Annotated in this window: 28 protein-coding genes; 17 read left to right on the forward strand and 11 right to left on the reverse strand. The window is 40.9% G+C overall.

What is annotated here, in order from left to right:
- Window positions 1-22 precede the first annotated feature (22 nt).
- Entirely contained in the window at window positions 23-211 is a 189-nt protein-coding gene (locus MHH68_RS05020; RefSeq protein ID WP_339165408.1) for a YhzD family protein, read from the reverse strand.
- A gap of 172 nt (window positions 212-383) precedes the next feature.
- On the opposite strand from MHH68_RS05020, the gene MHH68_RS05025 reads away from it, so the two are divergent.
- The 4 genes from MHH68_RS05025 to MHH68_RS05040 all read left to right on the forward strand — a co-directional run bounded on the left by MHH68_RS05025 (window position 384) and on the right by MHH68_RS05040 (window position 5,758).
- Window positions 384-1,598 carry a DNA repair exonuclease gene (locus tag MHH68_RS05025; RefSeq protein ID WP_339165410.1) on the forward strand — a complete coding sequence of 405 codons (1,215 nt, stop codon included), beginning with the start codon at window positions 384-386 and terminating at the stop codon, window positions 1,596-1,598.
- Window positions 1,599-1,614: 16 nt separating this feature from the next.
- Entirely contained in the window at window positions 1,615-4,404 is a 2,790-nt protein-coding gene (locus tag MHH68_RS05030; protein WP_339165412.1) for an AAA family ATPase, read from the forward strand.
- A 62-nt stretch (window positions 4,405-4,466) separates the two neighbouring features.
- Window positions 4,467-5,411, forward strand: a complete 945-nt coding sequence (gene yhaM, locus MHH68_RS05035; protein WP_003211952.1) for a 3'-5' exoribonuclease YhaM — start codon at window positions 4,467-4,469, stop codon at window positions 5,409-5,411.
- Between the two features lie 116 nt (window positions 5,412-5,527).
- Window positions 5,528-5,758: a sporulation YhaL family protein gene (locus MHH68_RS05040; protein WP_061407257.1), complete on the forward strand. Its 231-nt coding sequence runs from the start codon at window positions 5,528-5,530 to the stop codon at window positions 5,756-5,758.
- Between the two features lie 55 nt (window positions 5,759-5,813).
- Here MHH68_RS05040 and MHH68_RS05045 read toward each other — a convergent pair whose 3' ends face one another.
- Window positions 5,814-6,689, reverse strand: a complete 876-nt coding sequence (locus MHH68_RS05045; RefSeq protein ID WP_058014397.1) for a peptidylprolyl isomerase — start codon at window positions 6,687-6,689, stop codon at window positions 5,814-5,816.
- A 161-nt stretch (window positions 6,690-6,850) separates the two neighbouring features.
- Between MHH68_RS05045 and MHH68_RS05050 the strand changes: the two genes are divergently transcribed.
- Both MHH68_RS05050 and MHH68_RS05055 read left to right on the forward strand, forming a co-directional pair.
- Window positions 6,851-6,937, forward strand: a complete 87-nt coding sequence (locus MHH68_RS05050; protein ID WP_008361129.1) for a YjcZ family sporulation protein — start codon at window positions 6,851-6,853, stop codon at window positions 6,935-6,937.
- Window positions 6,938-7,082: 145 nt separating this feature from the next.
- A complete protein-coding gene (locus MHH68_RS05055; RefSeq protein WP_017360317.1) occupies window positions 7,083-7,172 on the forward strand; it encodes a YjcZ family sporulation protein in 90 nt (29 codons plus the stop codon).
- 53 nt (window positions 7,173-7,225) lie between these two features.
- Here the strand turns inward: MHH68_RS05055 and MHH68_RS05060 are convergent, their stop codons facing one another.
- Window positions 7,226-7,411 (reverse strand): hypothetical protein, encoded by a 186-nt coding sequence (locus tag MHH68_RS05060; RefSeq protein WP_072368131.1) that lies wholly within the window; start codon window positions 7,409-7,411, stop codon window positions 7,226-7,228.
- An 82-nt stretch (window positions 7,412-7,493) separates the two neighbouring features.
- Window positions 7,494-8,012 (reverse strand): DUF3267 domain-containing protein, encoded by a 519-nt coding sequence (locus MHH68_RS05065; RefSeq protein WP_058014396.1) that lies wholly within the window; start codon window positions 8,010-8,012, stop codon window positions 7,494-7,496.
- Between the two features lie 233 nt (window positions 8,013-8,245).
- Between MHH68_RS05065 and MHH68_RS05070 the strand changes: the two genes are divergently transcribed.
- Complete coding sequence (locus tag MHH68_RS05070; protein WP_058014395.1) at window positions 8,246-8,590, forward strand: YhaI family protein; 345 nt, start codon at window positions 8,246-8,248, stop codon at window positions 8,588-8,590.
- Here the strand turns inward: MHH68_RS05070 and MHH68_RS05075 are convergent.
- Both MHH68_RS05075 and MHH68_RS05080 read right to left on the reverse strand, forming a co-directional pair.
- Window positions 8,568-9,188 (reverse strand): HTH-type transcriptional regulator Hpr, encoded by a 621-nt coding sequence (locus MHH68_RS05075; protein WP_034663587.1) that lies wholly within the window; start codon window positions 9,186-9,188, stop codon window positions 8,568-8,570. The genes MHH68_RS05070 and MHH68_RS05075 overlap by 23 nt on opposite strands.
- A 187-nt stretch (window positions 9,189-9,375) precedes the next feature.
- Window positions 9,376-9,732 carry a YtxH domain-containing protein gene (locus MHH68_RS05080; RefSeq protein WP_007497160.1) on the reverse strand — a complete coding sequence of 119 codons (357 nt, stop codon included), beginning with the start codon at window positions 9,730-9,732 and terminating at the stop codon, window positions 9,376-9,378.
- A gap of 128 nt (window positions 9,733-9,860) precedes the next feature.
- Here MHH68_RS05080 and MHH68_RS05085 point away from each other — a divergent pair, with 128 nt between their 5' ends.
- A complete protein-coding gene (locus tag MHH68_RS05085) occupies window positions 9,861-10,052 on the forward strand; it encodes a hypothetical protein (protein ID WP_003211362.1) in 192 nt (63 codons plus the stop codon).
- Between the two features lie 49 nt (window positions 10,053-10,101).
- Here MHH68_RS05085 and MHH68_RS05090 read toward each other — a convergent pair whose 3' ends face one another.
- The 3 genes from MHH68_RS05090 to MHH68_RS05100 all read right to left on the reverse strand — a co-directional run bounded on the left by MHH68_RS05090 (window position 10,102) and on the right by MHH68_RS05100 (window position 12,416).
- Window positions 10,102-10,620, reverse strand: a complete 519-nt coding sequence (locus MHH68_RS05090; RefSeq protein ID WP_003212065.1) for a tryptophan transporter — start codon at window positions 10,618-10,620, stop codon at window positions 10,102-10,104.
- Between the two features lie 125 nt (window positions 10,621-10,745).
- Entirely contained in the window at window positions 10,746-11,825 is a 1,080-nt protein-coding gene (gene serC, locus MHH68_RS05095; protein WP_144462448.1) for a 3-phosphoserine/phosphohydroxythreonine transaminase, read from the reverse strand.
- A 162-nt stretch (window positions 11,826-11,987) separates the two neighbouring features.
- Window positions 11,988-12,416 (reverse strand): HIT family protein, encoded by a 429-nt coding sequence (locus tag MHH68_RS05100; protein WP_024425457.1) that lies wholly within the window; start codon window positions 12,414-12,416, stop codon window positions 11,988-11,990.
- Window positions 12,417-12,903: 487 nt separating this feature from the next.
- Here MHH68_RS05100 and MHH68_RS05105 point away from each other — a divergent pair, with 487 nt between their 5' ends.
- The 3 genes from MHH68_RS05105 to MHH68_RS05115 are packed head-to-tail and all read left to right on the forward strand — an operon-like array spanning window position 12,904 to window position 15,618.
- Window positions 12,904-13,644: an ABC transporter ATP-binding protein gene (locus MHH68_RS05105; RefSeq protein WP_144462446.1), complete on the forward strand. Its 741-nt coding sequence runs from the start codon at window positions 12,904-12,906 to the stop codon at window positions 13,642-13,644.
- Window positions 13,637-14,857, forward strand: coding sequence for an ABC transporter permease (locus MHH68_RS05110; RefSeq protein WP_339165418.1), 1,221 nt, complete (start codon window positions 13,637-13,639; stop codon window positions 14,855-14,857). The genes MHH68_RS05105 and MHH68_RS05110 overlap by 8 nt, the downstream gene beginning before the upstream one ends.
- A 53-nt stretch (window positions 14,858-14,910) precedes the next feature.
- Window positions 14,911-15,618, forward strand: a complete 708-nt coding sequence (locus tag MHH68_RS05115; protein ID WP_144462442.1) for an EcsC family protein — start codon at window positions 14,911-14,913, stop codon at window positions 15,616-15,618.
- Window positions 15,619-15,646: 28 nt separating this feature from the next.
- On the opposite strand, the gene MHH68_RS05120 is transcribed toward MHH68_RS05115, so the two are convergent.
- Window positions 15,647-16,834, reverse strand: coding sequence for a M20 family metallopeptidase (locus MHH68_RS05120; RefSeq protein ID WP_144462440.1), 1,188 nt, complete (start codon window positions 16,832-16,834; stop codon window positions 15,647-15,649).
- A 283-nt stretch (window positions 16,835-17,117) separates the two neighbouring features.
- Between MHH68_RS05120 and MHH68_RS05125 the strand changes: the two genes are divergently transcribed.
- Window positions 17,118-17,270 carry a hypothetical protein gene (locus tag MHH68_RS05125; protein ID WP_260850309.1) on the forward strand — a complete coding sequence of 51 codons (153 nt, stop codon included), beginning with the start codon at window positions 17,118-17,120 and terminating at the stop codon, window positions 17,268-17,270.
- Window positions 17,271-17,333: 63 nt separating this feature from the next.
- Here the strand turns inward: MHH68_RS05125 and MHH68_RS05130 are convergent, their stop codons facing one another.
- Window positions 17,334-17,819 carry an antibiotic biosynthesis monooxygenase gene (locus tag MHH68_RS05130; protein WP_144462436.1) on the reverse strand — a complete coding sequence of 162 codons (486 nt, stop codon included), beginning with the start codon at window positions 17,817-17,819 and terminating at the stop codon, window positions 17,334-17,336.
- A gap of 127 nt (window positions 17,820-17,946) precedes the next feature.
- Between MHH68_RS05130 and MHH68_RS05135 the strand changes: the two genes are divergently transcribed.
- The 5 genes from MHH68_RS05135 to MHH68_RS05155 all read left to right on the forward strand — a co-directional run bounded on the left by MHH68_RS05135 (window position 17,947) and on the right by MHH68_RS05155 (window position 24,425).
- The gene (locus tag MHH68_RS05135) at window positions 17,947-20,082 is read left to right on the forward strand and encodes a PBP1A family penicillin-binding protein (RefSeq protein ID WP_339165421.1); all 2,136 of its coding nucleotides are present in this window, start codon (window positions 17,947-17,949) and stop codon (window positions 20,080-20,082) included.
- 124 nt (window positions 20,083-20,206) lie between these two features.
- Window positions 20,207-21,265, forward strand: a complete 1,059-nt coding sequence (gene hemE / locus MHH68_RS05140) for a uroporphyrinogen decarboxylase (protein ID WP_144462434.1) — start codon at window positions 20,207-20,209, stop codon at window positions 21,263-21,265.
- Between the two features lie 32 nt (window positions 21,266-21,297).
- The gene (gene hemH / locus MHH68_RS05145) at window positions 21,298-22,236 is read left to right on the forward strand and encodes a ferrochelatase (RefSeq protein ID WP_339165424.1); all 939 of its coding nucleotides are present in this window, start codon (window positions 21,298-21,300) and stop codon (window positions 22,234-22,236) included.
- Window positions 22,237-22,258: 22 nt separating this feature from the next.
- Window positions 22,259-23,671 (forward strand): protoporphyrinogen oxidase, encoded by a 1,413-nt coding sequence (hemY, locus tag MHH68_RS05150; RefSeq protein ID WP_061407262.1) that lies wholly within the window; start codon window positions 22,259-22,261, stop codon window positions 23,669-23,671.
- Between the two features lie 175 nt (window positions 23,672-23,846).
- Window positions 23,847-24,425 carry a TetR/AcrR family transcriptional regulator gene (locus MHH68_RS05155; protein ID WP_034620016.1) on the forward strand — a complete coding sequence of 193 codons (579 nt, stop codon included), beginning with the start codon at window positions 23,847-23,849 and terminating at the stop codon, window positions 24,423-24,425.
- The last annotated feature ends 33 nt before the right edge of the window (window positions 24,426-24,458 follow it).

Raw genomic sequence — 24,458 nt, forward strand, 5'->3', positions numbered from 1 at the left:
AGGCCGGCGAATGCCGGCTTTTTTAACGTTCAAATAAAAGCAGCTTGCCTGCATCATCAACGAGCCGATGAGAATGCTTCGTGTATTGCTGTTCTAATAAGCGATGGCGACCTAATTCCTTTGCCTTTTCATCACTATCTGTTGTGATTTTTTCATTTAGTAAAGTCTCACCTGTCGGGTCAAATACAGTTAAAAAGTATGTCTTCTCCATTCCTCATCTTCCTTTCCTCTGCTTTTCTATGTAATTAAACAAGGAATAAGACAAAACCTCTTTTTTACCCCTTAAAAATGTGTTTTTTAGAATGAGAGTGATAGAACGTGCATTCGTAAAAATGGCATGATAAAATATGGACAATGACAGTATCGGACAAGGAGATAGACGTTTGACTAAGCTTACCTTTATTCATGCCGCAGATTTACATTTAGACAGTCCATTTGCAGGAATGTCGAATATCCCTAGCTTACCCTTTAAGCGGCTCAAAGAAAGTACATTTCAAAGTGCGAAGAATATGTTTGATCTCGCCATTGCTCGAGCAGTAGACTTTGTGCTGCTGAGCGGAGATTTATTTGATGAATCTAACCGCAGTCTGAAAGCACAGCTGTTTTTAAGAAATCAGTTTTTAAGACTGCAAACCAAAGGGATTGAAGTCTTTATTATTTATGGTAATCATGATCATTTAGGCGGTGAATGGACACCGATTGAGTGGCCTGAGAATGTGCACGTTTTTTCAACCAGTACCCCAAGTGAGCAATCCTACTATAGAGGAGATCAGCTTGTCGCAAGTATTTATGGATTTAGCTACAAAGAGCGTGCTGTTTATGAAAATATGACCTCTCATTATGTCAAAAAGACAGATGCTGCCTATCACATTGCGATGCTTCACGGTACATTAGCTGGACAAGAAGGTCATGACGCATATGCACCTTTTCAGCTTGAGCAGCTCCTTTCCCGAGATTTCGATTATTGGGCGCTTGGACATATACATAAGAGAGCTCTTCTGCATGAAGACCCGTTGATTATTTACCCTGGTAACATGCAGGGCAGACATATAAAAGAAACAGGAGAGAAAGGCTGTTACGTTGTTCAACTCTCTGAGGATTCTGCGGCAGCGGAATTTATTAGCTGTGCGGATGTGATGTTTGAGACACTTGAAATAGACATCACAGAGACGGTTCATATGACGGATCTTGTGACACTTGTGGATAACAAAATCATTGAACTGAAAGAAGAAGGCGTCCCTCATTTTGTGAAAATTGAATTGACGGGTGATTCTCCTTCTTACTTTGAGCATACGCAGCTTGAGTTGCTTGAGGAGCTGATGGCCGTTCTTCATGAACAGGAGGAAGATGAAGATGTATTCGTTTGGGTGATATCGATTGACTGCCAGACAAACGAGGACGTCGCCTATCCAGAAGATTCCTTTTTAAAGGAACTCACTGCTGAAATTTCACAGTTTGAGGCATATGAAGAGCTTCTATCACCGATCAAGCGTCACCCAACCTATAGAAAGTCAGGAAAAGCTCTTACAAAAGAGGATGAAGTGGATATAAAAGAAGAAGCACAAAGGCTGCTGACAGAACAGCTTAAGCAATTATGAGAAAAGGAGAGGCACAATGAAAATACGTTCACTCCATATCGCCCATTTTGGAAAATTTTCAAATCGGACCTTTCACTTTTCTGATGACGGTTTTCAGCTAGTTTACGGGCTGAATGAATCGGGGAAAACGACATTGAAAACGTTTATTGAATCGATGTTATTTGGTTTTCCGAAAAACAAGATGTACAAGATGAAGCAGGGTTCTTTTTATGGTGGTTCCCTCACTTGCCAAGATGACGAGTTAGGCGTCATTCATATTGAGAGAACATCCGATCGCGGTGGGCAAGCACAGGTGTTTTTACCGAATGGTGAAGTGAAAGACGAAGCTTTTCTACAAACACTTTTAAAGGGAACGGATCGCAGATTATATCAATCAATCTATTCGTTTGATGTGTTTGGACTTCAAAATGTCCAAGCCTTGAATCAGGACCAGATAGGCGAATTTCTACTTTTCTCAAGTTTATTTGGCTCAGATGCAGCCACCAAGATGGATAGCAGGCTGCTAAAGCAACAGGAGCAGCTGTTTAAACCAAATGGCCGCAAACCTGAATTAAATCAGCAGCTTGATCGCTTAAAAGAGCTGGCAGGTCAGCTGAAACAAGCGAGATTGGCAGAAGGCAGCTATATCGATAAGAAACGGGAGCATTCTGAATTAACGGAGACGATCGAAAAGCTTCAAAATGAAATGAAGCAAGCGGAAGAACACCTTCAGAAACTGACTGAATCCATTCAAGTGTATCCCATGATTGAGAAAAAAGTGGAGTTGAAAAAGGAATTAGCCCGCTATCCAGACCGAGTCAAACGTTTTAGAGCAGAAACTGAGCATGAGCTGGATAAACTAGAATCACACCTTCACCCGAAAAAGGCTCAATTGACTGCACTGAAACAGAGGTTAGATCATTTGCAAACCTCACTCTTACAAGTTCAACCGCTTTATGACAAGGAAACCTTTATGGAGATGAAACGAGTCGTAGATGAAGCATCTAATGTTGAGCTTGTGAAAAAGCGCATAGCAGAGTGTCAAGCAAATCGTGATTCATTGAAACAAAAAATAGACGAAGCGGTCGCAAAGTTAAAGTGGGAGCGCCCGATAAAGCTCGAACAAATCGACGATTCGCTTGAATTCGAGTGGGAATTAAAGGAGATTGTCACTCAATACGTTCGTCTCATGGACCGAAAAGCGCAGTTAGATGAACGATTTGATCACGCAAGACATGAGCTGGACGAAGCAGAAGCCGCGCTAAAAGGATTAAAGGAACAAGAAGTGAGACTGCACGGAGCAGAAGATGATGCGAAGGAGACAAGGTCGAAAAAGAAACGGGTTTATTCCCTGGCGTTGTTATTCCGAGGCTTGATCGCATTTGATGTGGTGTTTCTGTTTGTTCTATTCTTTTTAACAGAGTGGTGGATCACGCTCTCGTTTGCGGGATTTTCTGTTTTTCTCTTCTTTGTCATTTACTCATCCAGTCAAATGAGCCCTATGAAACAAAGAAACGGCGAAGCCGCCTTAGATTCCTTTCAAGTGCAGGCAGCTTCAGCTGAAACACTTATGAGGCAGAAGGAGCTGCTGTACGAAAGAATCATCCGGCAATATGAAGACTGGGAGCTAGAGCTGGAGCCTGTCCAGCAGCAAGTAGAGGAAAAGAAGAGACAGCTTGGCTTGTCGTCTGAGCTTTCTTTCCTAGTAGAGGCCTTCCATATTCTAAAACAATTAAAAATCAATACAGCGGCATATGAGGAGCTTCAGCGTGAAATAGAAGAACTCTCCGATCAGCAATCGATTTATGAGCGCAAGGTTTCAGCGTTAACCAGTATTCTTCAAAAAAAAGAAGGAACTATTCAGGAGAATATTTCAGCCTTTCAAGAGATATTGGAAGATGAGGCGAAAAGAGAAAAAGAACGTCAAACATTACATGTATCCATTCAACATGCGATGCAGCAGCTCGCGACACTAGAAAGTGAAATTCAATATTACGAAAAACAAACTGATGAGCTTTTTCATCAAGTAGAAGCAGAGTCCAAAGAAGATTACCAAGTACTTTCTCATCTATCGAAAGAATACCGGGAACGGCTTTTGGAGCTGCAGCAGCTGAATCAAGAGCTTCATAGAAGCGGTTGTTTTGATGAGGAGGAATGGATTAGTCGCAAAGGACTACTTCTCCTTGAGGAGGAGTGTGCAGAAGCAAAGCAGCACCTTCATGACATTCAATTGAATGCGGAGAATCTTGAAAAGCGTTTAGCAGAACTAGCAGTGGAAATCCGGCAAATAGAAGCTTCTGGAACGGTGTCTGATTTGACTCATCAGCTTGCCGCAGAGCAGGAGCATGCGAAGCACCTCGCAAAAAAATGGGCGGCCATTCAGCTTGTCCGCTCCGTCATACGAGAAAAATTGAATGAGCATAAAGAAACAAGGCTGCCTGCATTGCTTCAAACAGCCTCTAGTTTTATTCAACCGTTAACAAATGATCGTTATGAAGCAATTTTATTTTCACCTGAAGATGATTTGCTGATGGTGAAAAGAATGGATGGACGATTATTCCGTCCAGAGGAGCTTTCACAGGCAACGTGTGAACAGATCTATCTAGCGATTCGTTTTGCGCTTGCTTTGTCTCATCAGCAAGATTGTCAGCTTCCGTTTATGATGGATGACAGCTTTGTTCATTTCGATCACGTGCGTTTAGGCAGAGTGCTGGAGATGATGAACGAACTCACACGTTTTGAAACACAGCTGTTTTATTTCACCTGTCATGAGCATATGAAGCAAGCGGCAGAAGATGGACAGGTTACGAGTTTAGCAGTGGAATGATTGACAAATAATGACTTATGTTATACTTATATGAGCAGAAACATGGAAGGAGCTTTTATTGAATGGCTAAAGGGATCATGACCTATGATGTCGGCGAACAAGTTGACCTGCATTTATTAATTAAATCATCTACTAAAGGGATTGCGAGTAATGGCAAACCATTTTTAACGTTAATTCTTCAAGATCAAAGTGGAGATATTGAGGCGAAACTATGGGATGCGAAGCAGAATGATGAACAAACCTATGCCGCACAAACCATTGTGAAGGTAGTAGGCGATATTCATCATTATCGCGGGAGGAATCAGCTGAAACTTAGGAATATACGCCCTGTTGCTGAAAATGAGCAAATTCGAATCGATGATTTTCTCGAAACAGCTCCTATTCCAAAGCATGATATGATGGATACGATTATGCAATATATTTTTGATATGAAAAACCCTAATATACAGCGTGTCACAAGACATTTGCTAAAAAAATATGGACAGGAATTCGCTGACTATCCAGCAGCGACAAAAAACCATCACGAATTTGTCTCTGGTCTTGCTTATCACGTGGTGTCTATGCTGCATTTGGCTAAATCAATTGTTGATCTATATCCATCTTTAGATCGAGATCTTTTATATTCAGGCATCATTCTTCATGATTTAGGAAAAGTCAAAGAGCTTTCAGGCCCAGTCTCAACCACCTATACGGTGGAAGGGAATTTAATTGGTCATATTTCGATTATGGTGACAGAAATTGCGAAAGCTGCTGAGGAGCTTGGCATTGATTCAGAAGAAATTCTGATTCTACAGCACTTAGTCCTAAGTCATCACGGAAAAGGAGAGTGGGGTAGCCCAAAACCACCAATGGTAAAGGAAGCCGAAATTCTCCACTATATTGATAATTTAGATGCGAAGATGAATATGATGGATCGTGCGCTTGAGCATGTGAAGCCAGGAGAATATACAGAACGTATTTTTGCGCTAGAGAATCGTTCATTTTATAAACCAACCTTTCACGAATAACCATGTCAAAACGTCCGCTTATGCGGGCGTTTTTTTCATAACTTGTCTTCTCTTTGCATAAGCATGTAACACAAGGGAAGAGAGAGCTGTTCTGAAAAAAAGGAGGCGATGAAAAAATGTTGTTTTTTCCATGGTGGGTGTATGCATGTATCATTGGCATTATTTTCTGTGCGTATAAATTAATGACAACGGCCAAAGAGGAGCAAGAGATTGATCAATCCTTTATTGAAAAGGAAGGAGAAATTTTTATCGAGCGAATGGAGCAAGAAAGAGAGCGCAGACGTCAGGGGGAGCAAGTGAAAAGATCCCAGGATACGTCGGCACATGAAGATCACTCGATTGCTTAAATCTGGTCATAAAAAACCCCCTCTGCACGTTCATTGCAGAGGGGGTTTTTTGTGATTATTGACCTTGTTGATTTTGTGCGGGTTGTTGAGACTTTTCTTTGAACGTGTTTTCAAGCTCTTTATCTTTTACTTTCACATCTGCATCTTTCACCAATTTGTTTAAGATGGTTTGGATTTCATTTGTGTCTGCTTGTTTTTGATTAGTTAGTTCTTTTTTCAAGTCTGCTTTCATGTCATCGTATTTACCGCGTTCCTCGGTCTTTTTAATGATATGGTAGCCGAATTGTGATTTCACTGGTTTGCTGATTTCATTCACTTTTAGTTTGAATGCAGCTTTACTGAAGTTTTCGTCCATTTGACCTTCTTTTGCGAACCAGCCTACATCTCCGCCTTGTGCAGCTGAAGCGGTATCAGTTGAATATTCAGACACAACAGCATCCCATTTTTCACCTTTATCTAATTTCTTTTCCACTTCGTCAGCTGTTTTCTTATCAGCTACTAAAATGTGGCTTGCGCGGATTTTGCCTTTTAGGTCATCGTAATACGCTTTTACTTCTTTATCAGTGATTTTGATGTTAGCTTTGGCAGCCTTTTGAGTCAGCAGCTCATATTTCACTTGATCTTTGATGTAATCTTTTCCGAATTCATCTTGAAGTTGTTTTAAACGATCTTCACCAAGTGTCTTTTTATATTCTTCCATTTTCTTATCAATTTCTTTATCAGATACTTTGTATTTGTCAGCAAGAACCTTTTGTTGAACAAGTAGATTTAAAGCATCTCCACCTGCTTGTTTCTTAAGAGTTGTATAAAGCTCTTCTTTTGTGACATCTCCTGATTTTGTTGTTGCGATGACATCTTTATCACCGCTACTGCATGCGCCAAGAGTTAAAACACTAACTGCTGTTACAGCTGCTAAAGCCATTTTTTTCATTCAAAAAACACTCCTAATCTTTCCAATTTATTTATCATTGCTTGTATCATAACATATTGTGACACGCTGTAAAAAGAAATGCAAATGGGAGGGCATTCGTCTAGTCAAAAATTTGCGCGCAACATACACATATAGTGATCACAAAAAGGAGGCTGAATTATATGGGAGCAGGATATTCTAATGGATTTGCTTTATTGGTCGTGCTATTCATTTTGCTGATCATCGTTGGTGCAGCATATCTTTATTAATTAAATCGCTGTGACAGAAAGGAGCCGTCCTGCCATGCGTGCGGGCGGTTCTTTTTTTAAACGATGACAGGTGCCTAAACGTTTTCAATTTTATTGCATACACTGAGCTTAGAACAGAGGAAGAACTGGCAGGAGGTGTTTTTACATGGGAGGAGAAGTCTTCGCTGGCGGTTTTGCACTAGTCGTCGTGTTATTCATCTTATTGATCATTATCGGTGCATCTTGGATTTGCTAATTAATCAATATACACAAAAAGCTGCCCTCAAACTGGCAGCTTTTGCTTTGATCTTAAATAGATATGGTAATTTCAACAAATGATGAGATCAGTAAGATCAGTATCGATACATTGATAAAGCGAAACACCTTATCTTGCCGTTCTTCAGGAATCTCTCTGACAAGGCATAATGTATTAGTAAGCCTGTTTATTGAATACACAATAAACGCGGCAAAGACGATGAAGTAAAATAAAACTATCGGAGATCCCCCCTCTCTATGCTATTCCCATACTACATTACCAAATTTTTTATGAAAAAGATAGAAGTTGGCTTTAAAAACCTCATGATGAGGATGTTTGGTCAACTAAAATATCAAACTCGTCTTGGGCTTGATCGATGATGCAGGATTTAGGTGCTTTAAGCAGTTTCCATGCAAATAAAAAGTCAGGCAAACAATAGCCTGCATGAATACTTGCGATGATGATAAAATAGTGTGCATACATAGGAAGCGCCACACCTAAAACAAAGTAAACCGGTGAAATCACACAAAATGGACTGAGAAGTGAATAAAGCATGATGTTCTTTGGCACACGCTGCCAGCAATTTCGTTTAAATAGCGTCATTTTTTTCTTGTTTTTCATCACTGGGATCAAGTGAACCACACGGTGGACGAGCAATGTCACAAGTAAAAGCATAGCAAAAAGCGGTGCGTTGTGACTGCTTAGTCTCGTTTCAGGATGAGTCAGTTGAAAACATAAAAAAGCCGTAATGAAAAAAAGTATAGCAAGACTTATGGCTGAAATCAGCAGTCTTGTATAACCATAATCCTTTTCAAGATTAATGGTCTTCCAACAATTCATTTTTCATCCTTCCAATCTTAAAAAACTAATTGAATATCTCAAGATAATTTACTCTTCCTGAGGATAAAAATCAATGGTTTTCATGAAAAAAAATAAAATGTTGCCTTCATATGGAATAAAGAGAGGAAACTTTGGGTTTTTCAAGAAAAAAAGACAGAAGAGGGAGGTTCGTCTCTTTCGTCAATGAGTAATTTCGGCTAGAATAGAAAGACTAAGAGAAAGAGGGAACGTACATGAGTATTGAGGAACGAATGAGCCAGCTCGAATATTATATGGAACTTTTGCTGACGGCGACCGATATGAGCCGTTATCCATATTATGCATTATTGATCAGACAGCGGGTATCGAAAGAAGAGGCGCTGGAAATTGAGCGTATTTGTGCTGAGCTTTCAGAGGAAATGGACAAGCAAAAAGCACAAGGCTACGTCATGTTTGACGATATGCTTGCGCTTTTTGCAGGACAGTTAATTGAAAAGCTGGATGTGCATGAGACGATATTTGCATTGCATGATCAAGGGCTGTTTCAGCCGTTAATGAATGAATTTATAAAGATCATTAAACAATTTGATTTGCTTTAGCCGCTTTTTCTGCTGCATCAGCTGAGTCTTCAAGTTCCTCAGGTTTTTTCGTGACTTTTCCTCGCTCATTCAAAAAGTCTTTCTCAATGTTTGAAAACGATTTCTCGAAAATCTCCATGAAGTCCTCACCATAGATGTTTCGGATAATACACATCATTTCTAAAATCTCAGGGAACTTTCCGTAAATGTCATGAAGCGGCTGTGCGCCTTTGACAATACCAGTTCGTGCCGGGTCATAATCTTCGAGTAGTTTATGGAATGTCTCTTCGCCTTTTGGCGTTAGCTCAATATACGTATTGCGTTTATCGTTTAACTTTTTAGAAAATTTTAAAAATCCTCGTTCCTCCAGTTTCTTGGAGAAGTTAAACGCCGTTGATACATGCATGACGCCAAACTTTGCAATTTCTGATATTGAAGCTCCTTTTAATTGATACGCAATCCACAAAATATGATGTTCATTGATATTTAGGTTATACGGTTTGATCCACTGCTGCCAGTCCTTTTCAATGGATTTCCAAAGAGCTTTGCTCAATTGGGCCATTCTTTGACTGAATAAAAGTGCTTCTTTTACATCGAAAGGCTGTTCCGAATGATTCATCCATTTCACCTACTTCTCTTTTTCTTGTAATTCTATTATGCCAATAAAATAAAGATTAATAAAGCTGAAAATTCAAGAATTTTTAAAACTCATGAAAAACATTGACAAAATAACCTTTTTTCAACAAAAAAAGTGCGGGATACGCACCCCGCACACTTTTGTAAACGAATATTTTTTCTTGAGTATATTAGTTTTGTAAGGTTTTCTCCAGTTGTTTGAGCTTTTCCTCAATTTCCTGAATTTCCTTTTGCAAATCCTGCTGATGAGGTTTGATTTCTTCGCGCCATTGCTGAATCGATGTTTGTAATTCAGTTCCGACTTCTTTAATAACCTCTGCGCTTTCTTTTGCTGTTTCAACAATTTGCTCTTTTAAAGCTTGTCCATCTCTTTTTAATCTTGTCAGCGTATCTTCGAATTTGTCATAGCCGTCTTTCATCTTTCCGCGCACATCTCTGCCAGAAGAGGGAGTCGTCAGGAGCACTGCCGCACCTCCGAGGAGACCGCCTACAAATAATCCTGTTAATAAAGAACGTCCACTAGCCATTCAAATCACCTCTAGTCAAATTTTACACATTCGCATGTTCTCTCTGAGCTGACGATCAGCTTCATTGAACTTCCATACATAGCTTGCTTTATTTTAGCATACTTTTGAAGAAAAGGGAGGGGAGAAGGTTGTCTGTCTTTCTGTTCGTTTTTACGTGTATCGGTGTCGTTTTTACAGGTGGTTCTATTCATTATGCAAGACAGCTGGGGTATGCAGGGTCTTATCCGCCAAAACATGTATTAAAGCAAAAAGCACTTGTGTGTGCGGCAGGTGCAGGAATTTCGCTCCTCATTTTGCTGCTAACCCTTTTTCTTTTATAAAAGCATGAAAAAAACCTCTTCATCTATTATGAAGAGGTTCGATTATTCGTTAAGCAACTTCTATCATTCTTGCACGTCTGAGAATGGACTGTGCAATTGGGAAGACAAATACCATGGCAATGGTATTAATCACGGCTGCTGGCAGGACGACGCCTACAAGAAGTGCCGGTAATGCAGCTGGCAGTCCAGTGATCAGTAATGCGGCAGATAAGAAAATCACGCCGGATACGATGGTTCCAATCGCAGTTAACACAGCGGTCAGCACTACTTTGTTCTTTATCTTCATGCAAGATAGGAAAAGGGCTAAGAAGATAAAGGCTGTCACTGGTTTATCAATCATATTTGGAATTTGTCCGCCTGGGAAACCTGTTGTTAATGCAGAAATGGCGCCAGTTACGAGGGCAATAACCACTACATGCTGTACCTTTGGGAAAAGGATGATGCTTAAAAACATCATGACCAGCATCATATCAGGTTTCATTCCGAAAAAGATGGGCGGGAAAATCGTATGCAAAACAGCTCCCATTGCTGCAAGCAATGACATAATCACTAATTCTTTTGTTTTCATTTCTATGCTCTCCTCTGCTAAGCTCTTAGAACTCTCCAATAATATGGCTCATCATTTATTGCAAGAGTCATCACTTTATATTTCTCGTTATTATAACAAATTTATTTCTCTATAGAAAAGCTTTTTCACTCATTTTCTTGCTGGAACTTTTTCATAAAGTCCGCAAGCTTTTGGCAGTCTTCAATCGATACTGCATTGTAAATAGAAGCTCTGCATCCACCGACAGAACGGTGGCCGGCAAGTCCAACCATTTGTTCCTGCTTTGCTTTCTCTACAAAGGAAGCAGTGAGCGCATCATCACGAAGGGTAAACGTGATATTCATATGCGACCGGCTGTCAGTGCGTGCGTGTCCTTTGTAAAAACCGCCGCTTTGATCAATTGTGTCATAGAGAATGCCTGCTTTTTGTTCATTGCGTTTTTCCGCTGCTTCTACACCGCCAGCCTGTTTGACATGGTCAAGGACAAGAGACAGCATATAAATCGCAAAAGTCGGTGGTGTGTGATAAAGAGAGCCAGCTTTTGCGTGTGTTGAATATTTTAATATTTTCGGTGTGCTGCTTTTCTCTTTTTCTAATAAACGTTTGCGCGCGATCACAATCGTGATACCAGAAGGCCCTAAGTTTTTTTGTGCCCCAGCATAAATGAGATCAAATTGAGAAACATCGATTTTTTTGCTGAGAATATCACTGGACATATCCGCAATGAGCGGTAATGATGTACCAGGGAACGTTTTCCACTGAGTGCCGAAGATCGTATTGTTTGATGTGATGTGTAAGTAAGCGCCATCTGTTAAATCGGAGGCATCTACTTCTGGAATATACGAGTAGTTGTTGTCTTCACTTGAAGCAAACACAGATGTTTCACCAAACCCTTTTGCTTCTGATAATGCTTTTTCTGACCAAGCGCCTGTTTGAATGAAATGAGCCGTTTCGCCTTCATGTAAGAAGTTCATAGGAATCATCGCAAATTGAAGGCTAGCTCCGCCCTGTAAAAAGAGGACTTCATAATCTTCAGGAATGTCCATCAGTTCCACCAACAGTGCTTTTGCCTTATTGTGGACTTCTTCATATTCACTGCTGCGATGAGACAGCTCCATCACAGACATTCCAGTTTGTTTAAAATCAACAAGTTCTTCCTGTGCTTTTTGAAGCACTTCTAGCGGCAGTGCCGCCGGACCAGCATTAAAATTCGTCGTTCGCTTCATCACAATCTCTCCCTATTTCTCGCGTTAATGGATCAAAAGATAAAACCATCCTATCACAAATTTGAAGCAATTGGACAAAAAATTTGAATCGTTCTAAATATCTTACTATTAAGAAATGAAGGGGATAAAAAGAGGGGGCAGAAATGAGAAAAACCTCATCTATTAAGATGAGGTAAGGCGAGTATGGATGGCAGAAGAAATGTCTTTTAAATCCTCTGACGTGTATTGATCTTGATGTGATTTCCATACGGCACCAAAGCCATCGCCTTTGCCGTAACGCGGAATGATATGCATATGGTAATGGAACACAGATTGTCCAGCTTTTTCGCCGTTGTTGTTTAAAAGGTTTAATCCAATGGGTTCAAATTCCTGTTTGATGGCTCTTGCAATTTTCGGAATCGCTTGGAAGTAGTGATTAGACACTTCTGGTGTCATTTCGTAGATGTTTTCTTTATGTATTTTCGGGATTACAAGGGTATGCCCTTTTGTTACTTGGCTAATATCTAGAAAAGCCAATACATGCTCGTCTTCATATACTTTTGCACATGGAATGTCTCCATCAATGATCTTGCAAAAAATACAATCGCTCACGTCATGTCACTCCTCATTCATTTTCCTTCATCGTATCACAAAAATGAGCAAAAAAGAAAACAGGATAAGCGAACTCCTTTGGTCGCTCATCCTGCTCCTGCAGAAGAAATGCTGATGCTTTCATTCGATATGCCTTTTGAATTCTCTATTTACTGAAATAAAGAATTCATATGCCTGCTATTTCTGCCGTAAACACCTCATTTGACGTTTTGGTTTGTCGTATACATATTGTATAGGACACAAAAATCAAGAATCAGTGAAGCAAAACAGAAGCTAAGGTTTTTAGATGAAAAACCAACTTGTCATGCGGTTCTTTGCCTTTAACAAACACCTCATTTACTTATTGGTCATCAAGTTCATTTCTTCTACATACATTATGATGACCAAGACGCCTATTTTTTATTCAGGACTTGTCTATAGGTAAACATTTCAAATTACCTTTCATTTTTGTTACTATAAAGGAAAAACGAAAGAAAGGAACGAATTCATGTCCCTTCTCACTGTAAAAGATGTAACGGGTGGATATACGAAGAATCCCGTTCTAAAAAATATCTCATTTGAATTAGAAAGAAATCAAATCGTCGGTCTCATCGGTTTAAACGGGGCGGGGAAAAGTACAACCATTCGCCATATCATTGGACTCATGAAACCGCATAAAGGTGTTATTGAATTGAATGGACGAACCCTTCAAGAGGATCAAGAGGCGTATCGCTCGCAGTTTACGTTTATTCCAGAAACACCTGTATTATATGAAGAATTAACTTTAAAAGAGCATTTAGAGCTGACAGCGATGGCTTATGGGCTATCAAAAGAACAATTAGATGAACGGCTGCCGTCATTGCTGAAAGAATTTCGAATGGAGAAACGTTTGAAGTGGTTCCCTGCTCATTTTTCAAAAGGAATGAAGCAGAAGGTCATGATTATGTGTGCATTTCTTGTTGAACCAGAACTGTATATCATTGATGAACCGTTCTTAGGTCTTGATCCTCTTGCCATCAATGCACTGCTTGAACGGATGAATGCTGCAAAGAAAAACGGCGCTAGTGTCCTGATGTCAACGCATATCTTGGCGACAGCAGAACGCTATTGTGATTCCTTTATTATTTTGCACGAAGGGGAAATCAGAGCGAAAGGAACACTGACAGAGCTGAGAGAACAGTTCAATATGAGAGATGCGACACTCGATGATCTTTATTTGGAATTAACAAAGGAAGAAAGCTATGAGTAAAACGACGCAAAGCATTTGGAAATCCCGATTAGAGGAACACATACAAGATACAAGAAAATATTTAAAATACATGTTCAATGATCATCTTGTCATTGTGCTCATTTTTTTCCTTGCAGGCGGAGCGAGCTGGTATAGTAACTGGCTCAAACAAATTCCAGCTCATTTTCCTTCCTACTGGGTCATGGCAGTTGTTTTCTCATTGGTGCTGACAAGCTCTTACGTGCGGACGTTGATCAAAGAAGCAGATCTCGTGTTTTTGCTTCCTTTGGAAGGGAAGATGGAGTCTTATTTAAAACAAGCTTTTAACTTTAGCTTCATTTCTCAGCTGTTTCCTCTCATTGCCGTATCCATTGTCGCACTCCCGCTTTATTCGGCAGTGTCCTCAGGCGGCATCAAGATGTATGTGCTTATATTGGCGCAAATGATTTTGATTAAGGGTCTGAATACAGCGATTCAATGGAGAATGACGTATTTTCAAGGAAAACAGATGAGATGGCTTGATGCAGTCCTTCGTTTTCTATTGAATATGATTTTAATCTATACCGTTTTACAGGCATCCTATGCAATCGCAATCTTTTTTTATCTGATCTATGGTGTCTATCTTGTTTACTTAACAAATGCAGTCAAAAAGCAGCCTTTTCAATGGGAATTGCATATTTCTGACGAATTAAAACGAAAACAGCGTTTTTATCGTTTGGCAAACTTATTTACAGATGTGCCTCATTTAAAGAAACAGGTGAAAAGAAGAGCCTATATGGACTGGCTTTTGCAGTTTGTTCCGTATGACCAGCGTAAAACTTTTTCTTACATGTATGTGAGGGCATTCTTACGATCAAATGACTATTTTGGTCTCGTGTTTAGGCTAACAGCCGTGTTTGTGCTGATTATTTTGTATACAGGTGCAGCAGGCTGGGTGGGCGCACTGCTTGTCTTGTTCACCGTGTTTATCACAGGTGTCCAGCTTGTGCCGTTAACGAAGCACTTTGCCCATCTTTCATTACAGGCACTTTATCCAGTTACTCATCAAGAAAAGGATCGGAGCTTTTTTATTCTCGTCCGTAACGTGCTCATCATCCAATCGATTGTGCTCAGTTGTTCAGTACTACCGGCAGGAGGATGGCAGGGAAGTGGACTTGCCCTTCTGATTTCACTGGCATTTGTACTTGTCCTCTTCAAGCCTTACGTACTCAGTCGATTGAAAAAGATGAGATAAGAAGAGATATGTTTCTGACCGCAAGCGTATGATGACATCAAGGAGGGGAACGGATGAATGCAGCTGAACGGGAGTTATATGAAGAAGCCATTCTTTTTCAAACGCGTTTTTTAAGAAAACCATCAAAGATCGAACGCTTTTCAAAAGGAGTTCAGCAGCAGGTGAACCGACGAATCCCTGCCAAGTTTCATCAAGTCATCACAAGTGCGGTCAAAACAATGGTTGAATCCACCGTATCAGGATCTCACTTCACTTCATTTTCAGTCATTGATGAGCAATTAACCATCATTGAGCGGAATGAACTGGCAAAGGAGAAAGTGAAGTACTATCAAAAGGCAGCTGCGATCGAAGGAATTGGAACAGGTGCAGGTGGTATTTTGCTCGGTATGGCAGACTTTCCGCTGCTGCTTAGCATCAAGATGAAATGTCTTTATGAACTGGCATGTATTTATGGCTTTGATTTGTCTCAAAAAGAGGAAAGACTCTTTTTGCTCTGTATATTTCAACTTGCCTTTTCCGGTAGTGCGCATCGTCAAAAAATGATGAGCATCATAGATGATTGGGAAACGAGCCGCGAGAAAATGGATTGGTACAGCTTTCAGCAGGAGTATCGAGATTACATTGACCTAGTGAAGCTGTTTCAATTAATGCCGATCGTCGGAGCCGCTGTTGGCGGTGTAGCAAATCATCATCTGACAGGACAACTCGGAGATGTCGCTCGTCATGTGTTTCACTTACGGGTGTTGAGAGAAATGAAATAGAAAAGCCGCTGTTTGCCAGCGGCTTTTTTTATTCATCGTAGGAAAGGACGGCACGGGCGAGTACCTTTGCTGCGATAGGCATTGCTTTTTCGTTGATATCAAACTTCGGGTGGTGATGGGGATACACGTCTTCGCTGTTTTCCGGCATGGCGCCTGTGTAAAAGAAGGTACCAGGGACATGCTGAAGGTAGTAAGCAAAATCTTCTCCACCCATTTGGGTTTCGGCTTCTTTTACTTCTGTGACACCATCTGTTTGTTTTGCGATGTCAGCAATAAATTCAGTCGGCTTTGGATGATTTTTGACAGCAGGGTATCCTCTTACATATTCATATGTGTAGCCGGCATCATGCATGTCGCACACCCCTTTTACAACCTGTTCAATTTCTCGTTCGATGGTGTGTCGTGCACTTTCTTCGAAGGATCGTGCAGTACCAGTTAAAACTGCTGAATCTGCAATGACGTTAAAAGCATTCTCTGCCACAAAACCTCCAACAGATACAACAGCAGAATCAACTGGATTGACTTTACGGGCTACGACTTGCTGCAAGTTTGCGACGATTTGTGAACCGATAAGGACAGCATCTTTCGTTAAGTGAGGCTGGGCGCCGTGTCCGCCTTTCCCCTGAACTCGGATAGAGAAGCGGTCGGCAGCTGCCATAAAGTTCCCGCTTTTATAAAGAACCGTGCCACAAGGCTCTGGTGACCAAAGATGTGTCCCGAATATGACATCGACACCGTCTAAGCAGCCGTCTTCGATCATTGGTTTTGCGCCGCCTGGCGCATATTCTTCTGCGTGCTGATGAATGAGGACGATTTTCCCTTTTAATTGATCACGGTGCTCATTCAAAATTTTCGCTAAGACAAGTAGTGTCGCTGTGTGCCCATCGTGCCCGCATGCATGCATTACACCGGGCTTTGTCGACTTGTAAGGCACTTCCTTTTCATCATGGATAGGAAGCGCATCGAAATCAGCCCTGAGGGCAATCGCCGGTCCCGGAGAAGCTCCTTCGATAAAGGCGAGTACACCATGGCCGCCCACCTGTGTACGTGTTGGTATATGTAATCTGTCGTAGTAGCTGGCGATGAAAGCGGCTGTTTCTTCTTCCTGGAAAGAAAGTTCAGGATTCATGTGGAGATGGCGTCTAATTTCAACCATTTCCTCATAATGTTCATCAAGACGTTCATTGATGCTTTTTTGTAAAGTAGAAATTGTCATTGATTTGAAAACCTCCTTCATACTCTTTTACTGATTGTATGGTAATTGTTAGAATCTTTCAACAGAAGAGGATGTCGTCTGCGCATCAAAAGGTCATTTGACATAATAAGTCGAAGTTGCTATGAAGCGGGGAAAGGGAGGAATTGTATTGGGAAGCTGCCCAAATTGTTCAAAAGTGTTTTCTTTCGTTGAAAAGTTTCATTTATCACATACGAGAATGATGATGTGTCCAAGCTGTCGGCATCAAATCAAAGAAACCTTTGTATCGAAAATGAGTTTTTTCATGATCTGCTTGATTCCGCTATTGGTGATGCTCATTCAATTGAAAGGGGCATCGCCTATGTTGAAGTGGCCGATCTTATTAGGATGGCTCCTATTGAATTTCTATGTATTTCAGCCGATCATACATCGGTACGAGCTGACATCACGACGTTAAAATGAAAAGCCCAGCGATTGGGCTTTTTTTCATGAAAAAAGAAGTGCTGAGAGCAGCACTTCCTTAATTGTCTGTAACGGCATGATAGGATGTGAGATAAGCAGGACGTGAGAAGATGGAGCCAGTATCATCGTTTGGCTGAAAGAATGCTTCTGATTCTTGAAAGTCTTCAAATAAGTCCTCTGATTCCCAAAGCGTCATAATTAAATAAACTTCTTCATCTTTTTTCGGCCTTAACACTCGAAGAGCCTTGAAGCCCCGCTGATGTTCTGAGATGTTCGTCTTCTTCTTGAAAGTAGATTCAAACAGTGCCCTGCTTTCAAGCTTCACAGGGATATGATTCAAGGTGACGAAGCCAGTATGGACAAGCTCACCTTTTGCATAAATCACATCATAGGCATGAGGGGCTTTAAAAACAGTCTCACCCTCCGTCTCATGAAAAAGAGCTGCTTGTTCTTTTCCGACCATATAAAGCAGATTTTCCTGATCGTGTTTTTTTGCGATTTTATGCAAGAAATCTGCTGTTCCATATGTTATATAGACATTCATCTAAACCGCCTCCCGCTTGATAGTATAACAAAAGAATGATATATAATTCTTTGGTAGTCAATCCATAAAACATATTATGAAGCAATACATCCCATACTATCCGTATAAAGGAATGAGGTGACCTAATTTGAAGAAAAAGAAGATAATCATTCCATTAGTCATTGCAGGAAGTACCATCGTACTTTCATTTATTGGCTATCTGACCATTTTATTTTTAGGACATTATGTCATAGATGAAAAGAAGCTTGTATTTCACGCTTCATCTCAAATCATTGATCAGAATGGAAAAGAACTCACAAGTATGTATTCAGAAAATCGGGACCCCGTGTCAATAAAGGATGTACCCGATAAAGTAGCAAAAGCCTTTGTATCTGTCGAGGACAAGCGGTTTTATGAGCATCATGGAATAGATGCGCAGTCAATTTCAAGGGCGGTTTATCGAGATATATTAGCAGGTGGAAAGGTAGAGGGCGGCAGTACAATTACTCAGCAGCTCGCAAAAAATATTTTTCTCACAAATGACAAAACCTTTTTGCGGAAAACAAAAGAAGTCATCATTGCGATTAATTTAGAAAGAGATTATTCAAAGGATAAGCTGCTCGAAATGTACTTGAATCAGCTTTACTTCGGTCATGGCGTCTACGGTATTCAGGCAGCAGCCAATTATTACTTTAGTAAAGATGTGAAAGATTTAACTGTCAGTGAAGGGGCGACACTCGCTGCGATGCCAAAGGCGCCGTCTACTTACTCGCCTGTTTTACACCCTGATAAAAATAAACAAAGACGGGATACGATCCTGAACTTAATGAATGAGCAAGGGTATTTATCATCAACCGAAACAGTAGAAGCAAAAGGGAGAACATTAGGCATTCATTTGAAAAAGAAATCAGAAACGCCTTGGGTGGACAGCTATGTCGATCTTATCATTAAGGAAGCAGAATCAGAGTATTCCATTTCACATGAACAATTGCTTCAAGGTGGTTATACCATAACAGTTCCGATTGATATGAATCTGCAAAAGGTCACCTACGATGCGATGAAAAACAACCGTTATTTCCCGGGAAAAAGCGGTTCTCCTGAAAGCAGTGCCATCTTTATTGATAATGAGTCTGGAGGAGTTAAAGCAGCAATCGGAGGACGAGAATATCAAGCAAGGGGCTATAACAGGGTGACCGCTGTTAGACAGCCTGGATCTGTTTTCAAGCCGATCGCGGTATATGGGCCTGCGCTGCAGGAGAAAAAATTCCGACCTTATTCCCTGCTTGAAGACGAAGAAAAAAGCTATGACGGCTATTCACCAAAGAATTACGATGGGCAGTATGAAGGCAAGGTCACGATGGTGGAGGCCCTCATGAAAAGTAAGAATACAGCAGCGGTGTGGACATTAAGCCAGCTTGGTATTGATACTTCGAAAACATATCTCGAGAAAATGGGAATCGATATTTCGGATCAAGGACTTGCGATAGCCCTTGGCGGTTTAGAAAAAGGGGTTTCTCCACTTCAAATCGCGGGAGCTTTCCATACATTTGCAAACGAAGGTGTATATAAAAAGCCTTTCTTCATTCAGAAAATCACCAATGATGAAGGAGAAACGGTAAAGAAAAATAGCAGTAAGCCAGAACGAGTGTTTAGCGTGCAGAATGCTTGGAATATGACAAGAATGCTGCAGCAAGTCGTCAAAGGCGGAACAGCCCAAAGCGGTTCATATGCTGGAGATTTAGTTGGTAAAACTGGCACAACCACATATTCAGGTGTGAAGGGTGCAACAAAAGATGCTTGGTTTGCCGGCTATACGCCGAGTACAACGGGTGCGATCTGGATGGGGTATGACAAAACCGATAACAGTCACTACTTAACTGGCGGAAGTCAATATCCAGTGCAGCTGTTTAAGGATATTTTAACGGCGGCCCGAATGACGAATGAAACGTTTAAAAAACCAGAGGGGATTAAAGAACTTCAAGCGCCAATTCATTTAGAAGGACTATCAGGATTTGAAGCCCGCTATGCGTTTAAAATCAAAGGATTGTTTACATTAGAGCTGTCTTGGGACAAACAGGAGGATAAACGAGTTGAATACCGTATTTATGAAAAGAGGAATGGAAACGAGACGCTGATTGACTCAGTGACAGGCACAAATAGCTATACAATGCCGTATGCCAATGTGTTTTCAGATGCGGCGTATAAGGTGGTTCCGTATAATACCCAAACGCAAGAAGAAGGAGAAGGCAGTCCATATGTCAAGCCAGAGGCTTTTGGACGTTAATATTCGGCGATTTTTTGAACAATGAGCCGGTTTAGTATACCGTGCCTTGAAAAAGCGGTATAGTAAAAGCAGTGTTTGAGCCTTATACAAAGAGAGTGTAAGGCGAAAGGTGGAATGAAAGGTAATGGGAAAAACGAAGGCTTTTAATGACACGTTCTTAAAGGCGTGCAAAGGGGAAAAAACAGACCATGTACCAGTTTGGTATATGAGACAGGCAGGACGCTCACAGCCTGAATATCGTGCCCTTAAAGAAAAGTACGGGCTATTTGAAATTACGCATCAGCCAGAGCTATGTGCTTATGTAACACGACTTCCTGTAGAACAATATGGTGTAGATGCCGCGATTTTATATAAAGATATTATGACCCCGCTTCCAGCTATTGGAGTGGATGTTGAAATTAAAAATGGCATTGGACCTGTCATTGATTCACCGATTCGGACAAAAGCAGATATCGAAAGTCTTGGGGAACTTCATCCTGAAGAAGACCTGCCATATGTGCTTGACACCATTCAGCTTTTAACGAAGGAGCAGCTGAATGTACCGCTCATCGGTTTTGCTGGTGCACCATTTACGATGGCTAGCTATATGATTGAAGGCGGTCCATCTAAAAACTATCATAAAACAAAAGCGCTCATGTACAGTGAGCCTGAGACATGGATGCTGCTCATGAACAAATTAGCTGATATGACGATCACGTACATACGCGCGCAGGTAAAAGCAGGGGTCAGTGCGTTTCAAATCTTCGACTCATGGGTGGGCGCTTTAAATGCAGCGGACTACCGGACATTCATTAAACCTGTCATGCAGCGAATTTTCACAGAGTTGAAGAGTGAAAATGTACCAATGATCATGTACGGAGTTGGTGCAAGCCATCTCGTGAAAGATTGGCATGACCTGCCGCTAGACGTCGTTGGACTTGATTGGCGTATGAGTGTAGACGAAGCGCGAAAAGAAGGGCTCACAAAAACGTTACAAGGAAATCTTGATCCAACGATCTTACTTTCTCCTTGGGAAGTCATTGAAGAAAGAGCAAAAGACATATTAGATCAAGGGATGAAATCAGATCACTTCATCTTTAACTTAGGTCATGGGGTATTTCCAGATGTTTCACCAGATACGTTAAAGAAGCTGACCGATTTTATTCACGACTATTCAGCTAAACATAAAAAATCATCCATCTAAACTATTTCAATTGATCTGAAGGAGTGTTGGTTGTGGAGAAAAAGAAAATGGGGCTTCTTGTCATGGCATATGGCACCCCATATAAAGAAGAAGACATTGAGCGTTATTATACACATATTCGTAGAGGCAGAAAGCCGGAGACGGAAATGCTGCAAGATTTAAAGGATCGCTACAAGGCAATCGGCGGTATTTCTCCTTTATCAAAAATTACAGAGCAGCAGGCACATGGTTTGTGTGAGCACTTGAATGACATTCAAGACGACATTGAATTTCATGTGTACATTGGCTTAAAACATATCGAGCCTTTCATCGAGGATGCAGTTGCTGATATGCACAAGGACGGCATTACAGAAGCTGTGAGTATCGTTTTAGCGCCGCATTTCTCTACCTTTAGTGTGAAATCATATAACAAACGTGCACAAGATGAGGCGGACAAGCTAGGCAATCTACAGATTACGTCTGTTGAAAGCTGGTACGATGAGCCGAAGTTTGTGGACTATTGGGTGAAGCAAGTGAAGGATACGTATGCATCAATGAGTCAAGAGGAAAGAGATTCCGCAGTACTTATTGTGTCTGCACACAGCCTTCCTGAAAAAATTATTGCAGCAGGAGATCCATATCCGGATCAGCTCGCACAATCTGCTAAAATGATTGCAGAAGGTGCGGGAATTGAACACTATGAAATTGGCTGGCAAAGTGAAGGCAATACGCCGGATCCATGGCTTGGACCAGACGTGCAAGATTTAACGCGAGATTTATTTGAACAAAAAGGCTATCAAACATTCGTGTATGTGCCTGTTGGTTTTGTCGCTGATCATCTTGAAGTGTTATACGACAACGATTATGAATGTAAAGTCGTGACAGATGAAATTGGTGCAGCCTACTATCGTCCAGAAATGCCAAATGCGAAACCAGCATTTATTGATGCTCTGGCAACAGTCGTATTAAAGAAGCTTGACGAAAGCAAGTAATCATATAAAAGAAGGCGATCCTATGCATGACAATCAAAAACACCTTGTCATCATTGGCGGTGGCATCACTGGTTTAGCCGCCGCCTTCTATTTGGAAAAGGAAGTCGAAGAAAAAGGTCTTCCGATTCAAATATCACTTATTGAAGCGAGCCCTAGGCTAGGTGGAAAAATACAAACATTATATAAAGACGGCTACATCATTGAGCGTGGACCTGATTCATTTTTAGAAAGAAAGGTCAGTGGGCCGCAGCTTGCGAAAGATGTCGGTCTGTCCGATCAGCTTGTCAATAATGAAACTGGGCAAGCGTATGTACTAGTCAATGAAAAGCTTCACCCGATGCCAAAGGGTGCTGTTATGGGGATTCCAACTCAAATCAGCCCATTTATTACAACTGGTCTTTTTTCAGTTGCGGGAAAAGCAAGAGCGGCGATGGATTTCGTGTTGCCAAAAAGCAAGCAGACCGAAGATCAGTCGCTTGGTGAATTTTTTAGAAGACGTGTGGGTGATGAGGTCGTTGAGAATTTAATTGAGCCGCTTCTATCAGGCATTTATGCAGGGGATATTGACCGCCTGAGCTTAATGTCCACATTCCCGCAATTTTATCAAACAGAACAGCAGCATCGCAGTTTGATTCTTGGGATGAAAAAATCACAGCAGCATGCGAAAGCCCAGCAAGTGACTGCGAAAAAACAAGGACAGTTCCAAACGATCAATCAAGGATTGCAGTCGCTTGTGGAAGCTGTAGAAAGTAAGCTCAAGCTGACAACGGTCTATAAAGGGACAAAAGTAAAACAGATTGAAAAAACGGATGGAGGCTATGGTTTGCAATTAGACAGCGGTCAAACGCTTTTTGCCGATTCAGCCATTGTCACGACTCCGCATCAATCGATTTATTCTATGTTTCCTAAAGAAGCAGGGCTAGAGTATTTGCATGACATGACCTCTACATCTGTTGCAACGGTAGCACTCGGTTTTAAAGAAGAGGATGTTCATAATGAATATGACGGCACTGGTTTTGTCATCTCAAGAAACAGTGATTTCTCTATTACGGCCTGTACATGGACAAACAAAAAATGGCCGCATACCGCTCCGAAAGGAAAAACGCTATTGCGTGCGTATGTCGGAAAAGCTGGTGACGAATCGATTGTCGAGCAGTCAGACAGTCAAATCGTCAGCATCGTGCTCGAAGATTTAAAGAAAATCATGGATATTAAAGCAGATCCAGAATTGACGACAGTGACTCGGTGGAAGACAAGTATGCCGCAATATCACGTCGGTCATCAGAAAGCCATTTCGAACATGCGAGAAACGTTTAAGCAATCATATCCTGGTGTTTATATCACAGGTGCTGCTTTTGAAGGTGTCGGAATCCCTGATTGTATTGATCAAGGAAAAGCTGCCATCTCAGAGGCTGTATCGTATCTATTTTCATAAAAAAACAACTCCCTTTTCTGTCATGGAAAGGGAGTTTTTCGTGTTTGGATCATTCAAAAAGAGTTGGGAATCATAAATGTGAACAAAGTTGTTGCATCTAATGAAAAGGATATGGTATATTACTTTCTGTACTTAATGACCAAAACGTTCAAATAGTCATTTCAGGAGTGAGATCATGAGTGTTGATAGGAGACAAATGATTTTAGATGGTGCGACGAAGGCATTTACTCAATTCGGGTATAAAGCGACAACAATGGATCTTGTGGCAAAGCTTGCCAACGTCGGAAAAGGAACCATTTATACATTTTTCAAAAACAAAGAAGAGTTGTTTGATGAAATTTTCACATCCCTTTTACTAGAGATGAGGAAAATTGCGGATGAGGCAATTGATGAGAAGAATAGTTTCTCTGAAAACCTTCACTTAGCACTCTTTGCAATTTTAGAATTTCGAAAAAACCACCAGCTCACAATTAAGATTTTTCAGGAAAATGCGGAGCTTGGCACGTCAGCGGTCAAGGAAATGATCGAAAAAATGGAGCAGATGATCATTCGCTATATCAAAATGAAAGTACAAGAAGCGATGGATAAAGGCGACATTAAGCCTTGTGATCCTGAATTGACTGCATTTGTGATGGTGAAACTATATATTGCATTGATTTTTGATTGGGAAAAGCGATACGAGCCTTTAACAAAAGAAGAGGTAGCTGAATCGCTGGAGCTTTATGTCTTAAAAGGACTATCTGCAACAACATAATTTTTTTTGAGTTCAAATGACCAAATTGTATAT

Origin of the sequence: Bacillus sp. FSL K6-2841 (assembly GCF_037976435.1) — a bacterium.
GTDB classification, from domain to species: Bacteria; Bacillota; Bacilli; order Bacillales; family Bacillaceae; genus Bacillus; species Bacillus pumilus.

Coding starts and splice junctions, on each gene's coding strand:
- MHH68_RS05105 (WP_144462446.1), top strand. CDS start 12,904: ATGTCCCTTCTCACTGTAAAAGATGTAACGGGTGGATATACGAAGAAT.
- MHH68_RS05115 (WP_144462442.1), top strand. CDS start 14,911: ATGAATGCAGCTGAACGGGAGTTATATGAAGAAGCCATTCTTTTTCAA.
- MHH68_RS05155 (WP_034620016.1), top strand. CDS start 23,847: ATGAGTGTTGATAGGAGACAAATGATTTTAGATGGTGCGACGAAGGCA.
- MHH68_RS05065 (WP_058014396.1), bottom strand. CDS start 8,012: ATGAATTGTTGGAAGACCATTAATCTTGAAAAGGATTATGGTTATACA.
- hemY (WP_061407262.1), top strand. CDS start 22,259: ATGCATGACAATCAAAAACACCTTGTCATCATTGGCGGTGGCATCACT.
- hemE (WP_144462434.1), top strand. CDS start 20,207: ATGGGAAAAACGAAGGCTTTTAATGACACGTTCTTAAAGGCGTGCAAA.
- MHH68_RS05045 (WP_058014397.1), bottom strand. CDS start 6,689: ATGAAAAAAATGGCTTTAGCAGCTGTAACAGCAGTTAGTGTTTTAACT.
- serC (WP_144462448.1), bottom strand. CDS start 11,825: ATGAAGCGAACGACGAATTTTAATGCTGGTCCGGCGGCACTGCCGCTA.
- MHH68_RS05070 (WP_058014395.1), top strand. CDS start 8,246: ATGAGTATTGAGGAACGAATGAGCCAGCTCGAATATTATATGGAACTT.
- MHH68_RS05040 (WP_061407257.1), top strand. CDS start 5,528: ATGTTGTTTTTTCCATGGTGGGTGTATGCATGTATCATTGGCATTATT.
- MHH68_RS05125 (WP_260850309.1), top strand. CDS start 17,118: ATGATCTGCTTGATTCCGCTATTGGTGATGCTCATTCAATTGAAAGGG.
- MHH68_RS05020 (WP_339165408.1), bottom strand. CDS start 211: ATGGAGAAGACATACTTTTTAACTGTATTTGACCCGACAGGTGAGACT.
- MHH68_RS05075 (WP_034663587.1), bottom strand. CDS start 9,188: ATGAATCATTCGGAACAGCCTTTCGATGTAAAAGAAGCACTTTTATTC.
- MHH68_RS05080 (WP_007497160.1), bottom strand. CDS start 9,732: ATGGCTAGTGGACGTTCTTTATTAACAGGATTATTTGTAGGCGGTCTC.
- MHH68_RS05050 (WP_008361129.1), top strand. CDS start 6,851: ATGGGAGCAGGATATTCTAATGGATTTGCTTTATTGGTCGTGCTATTC.
- MHH68_RS05130 (WP_144462436.1), bottom strand. CDS start 17,819: ATGAATGTCTATATAACATATGGAACAGCAGATTTCTTGCATAAAATC.
- yhaM (WP_003211952.1), top strand. CDS start 4,467: ATGGCTAAAGGGATCATGACCTATGATGTCGGCGAACAAGTTGACCTG.
- MHH68_RS05030 (WP_339165412.1), top strand. CDS start 1,615: ATGAAAATACGTTCACTCCATATCGCCCATTTTGGAAAATTTTCAAAT.
- MHH68_RS05120 (WP_144462440.1), bottom strand. CDS start 16,834: ATGACAATTTCTACTTTACAAAAAAGCATCAATGAACGTCTTGATGAA.
- MHH68_RS05090 (WP_003212065.1), bottom strand. CDS start 10,620: ATGAAAACAAAAGAATTAGTGATTATGTCATTGCTTGCAGCAATGGGA.
- MHH68_RS05110 (WP_339165418.1), top strand. CDS start 13,637: ATGAGTAAAACGACGCAAAGCATTTGGAAATCCCGATTAGAGGAACAC.
- MHH68_RS05055 (WP_017360317.1), top strand. CDS start 7,083: ATGGGAGGAGAAGTCTTCGCTGGCGGTTTTGCACTAGTCGTCGTGTTA.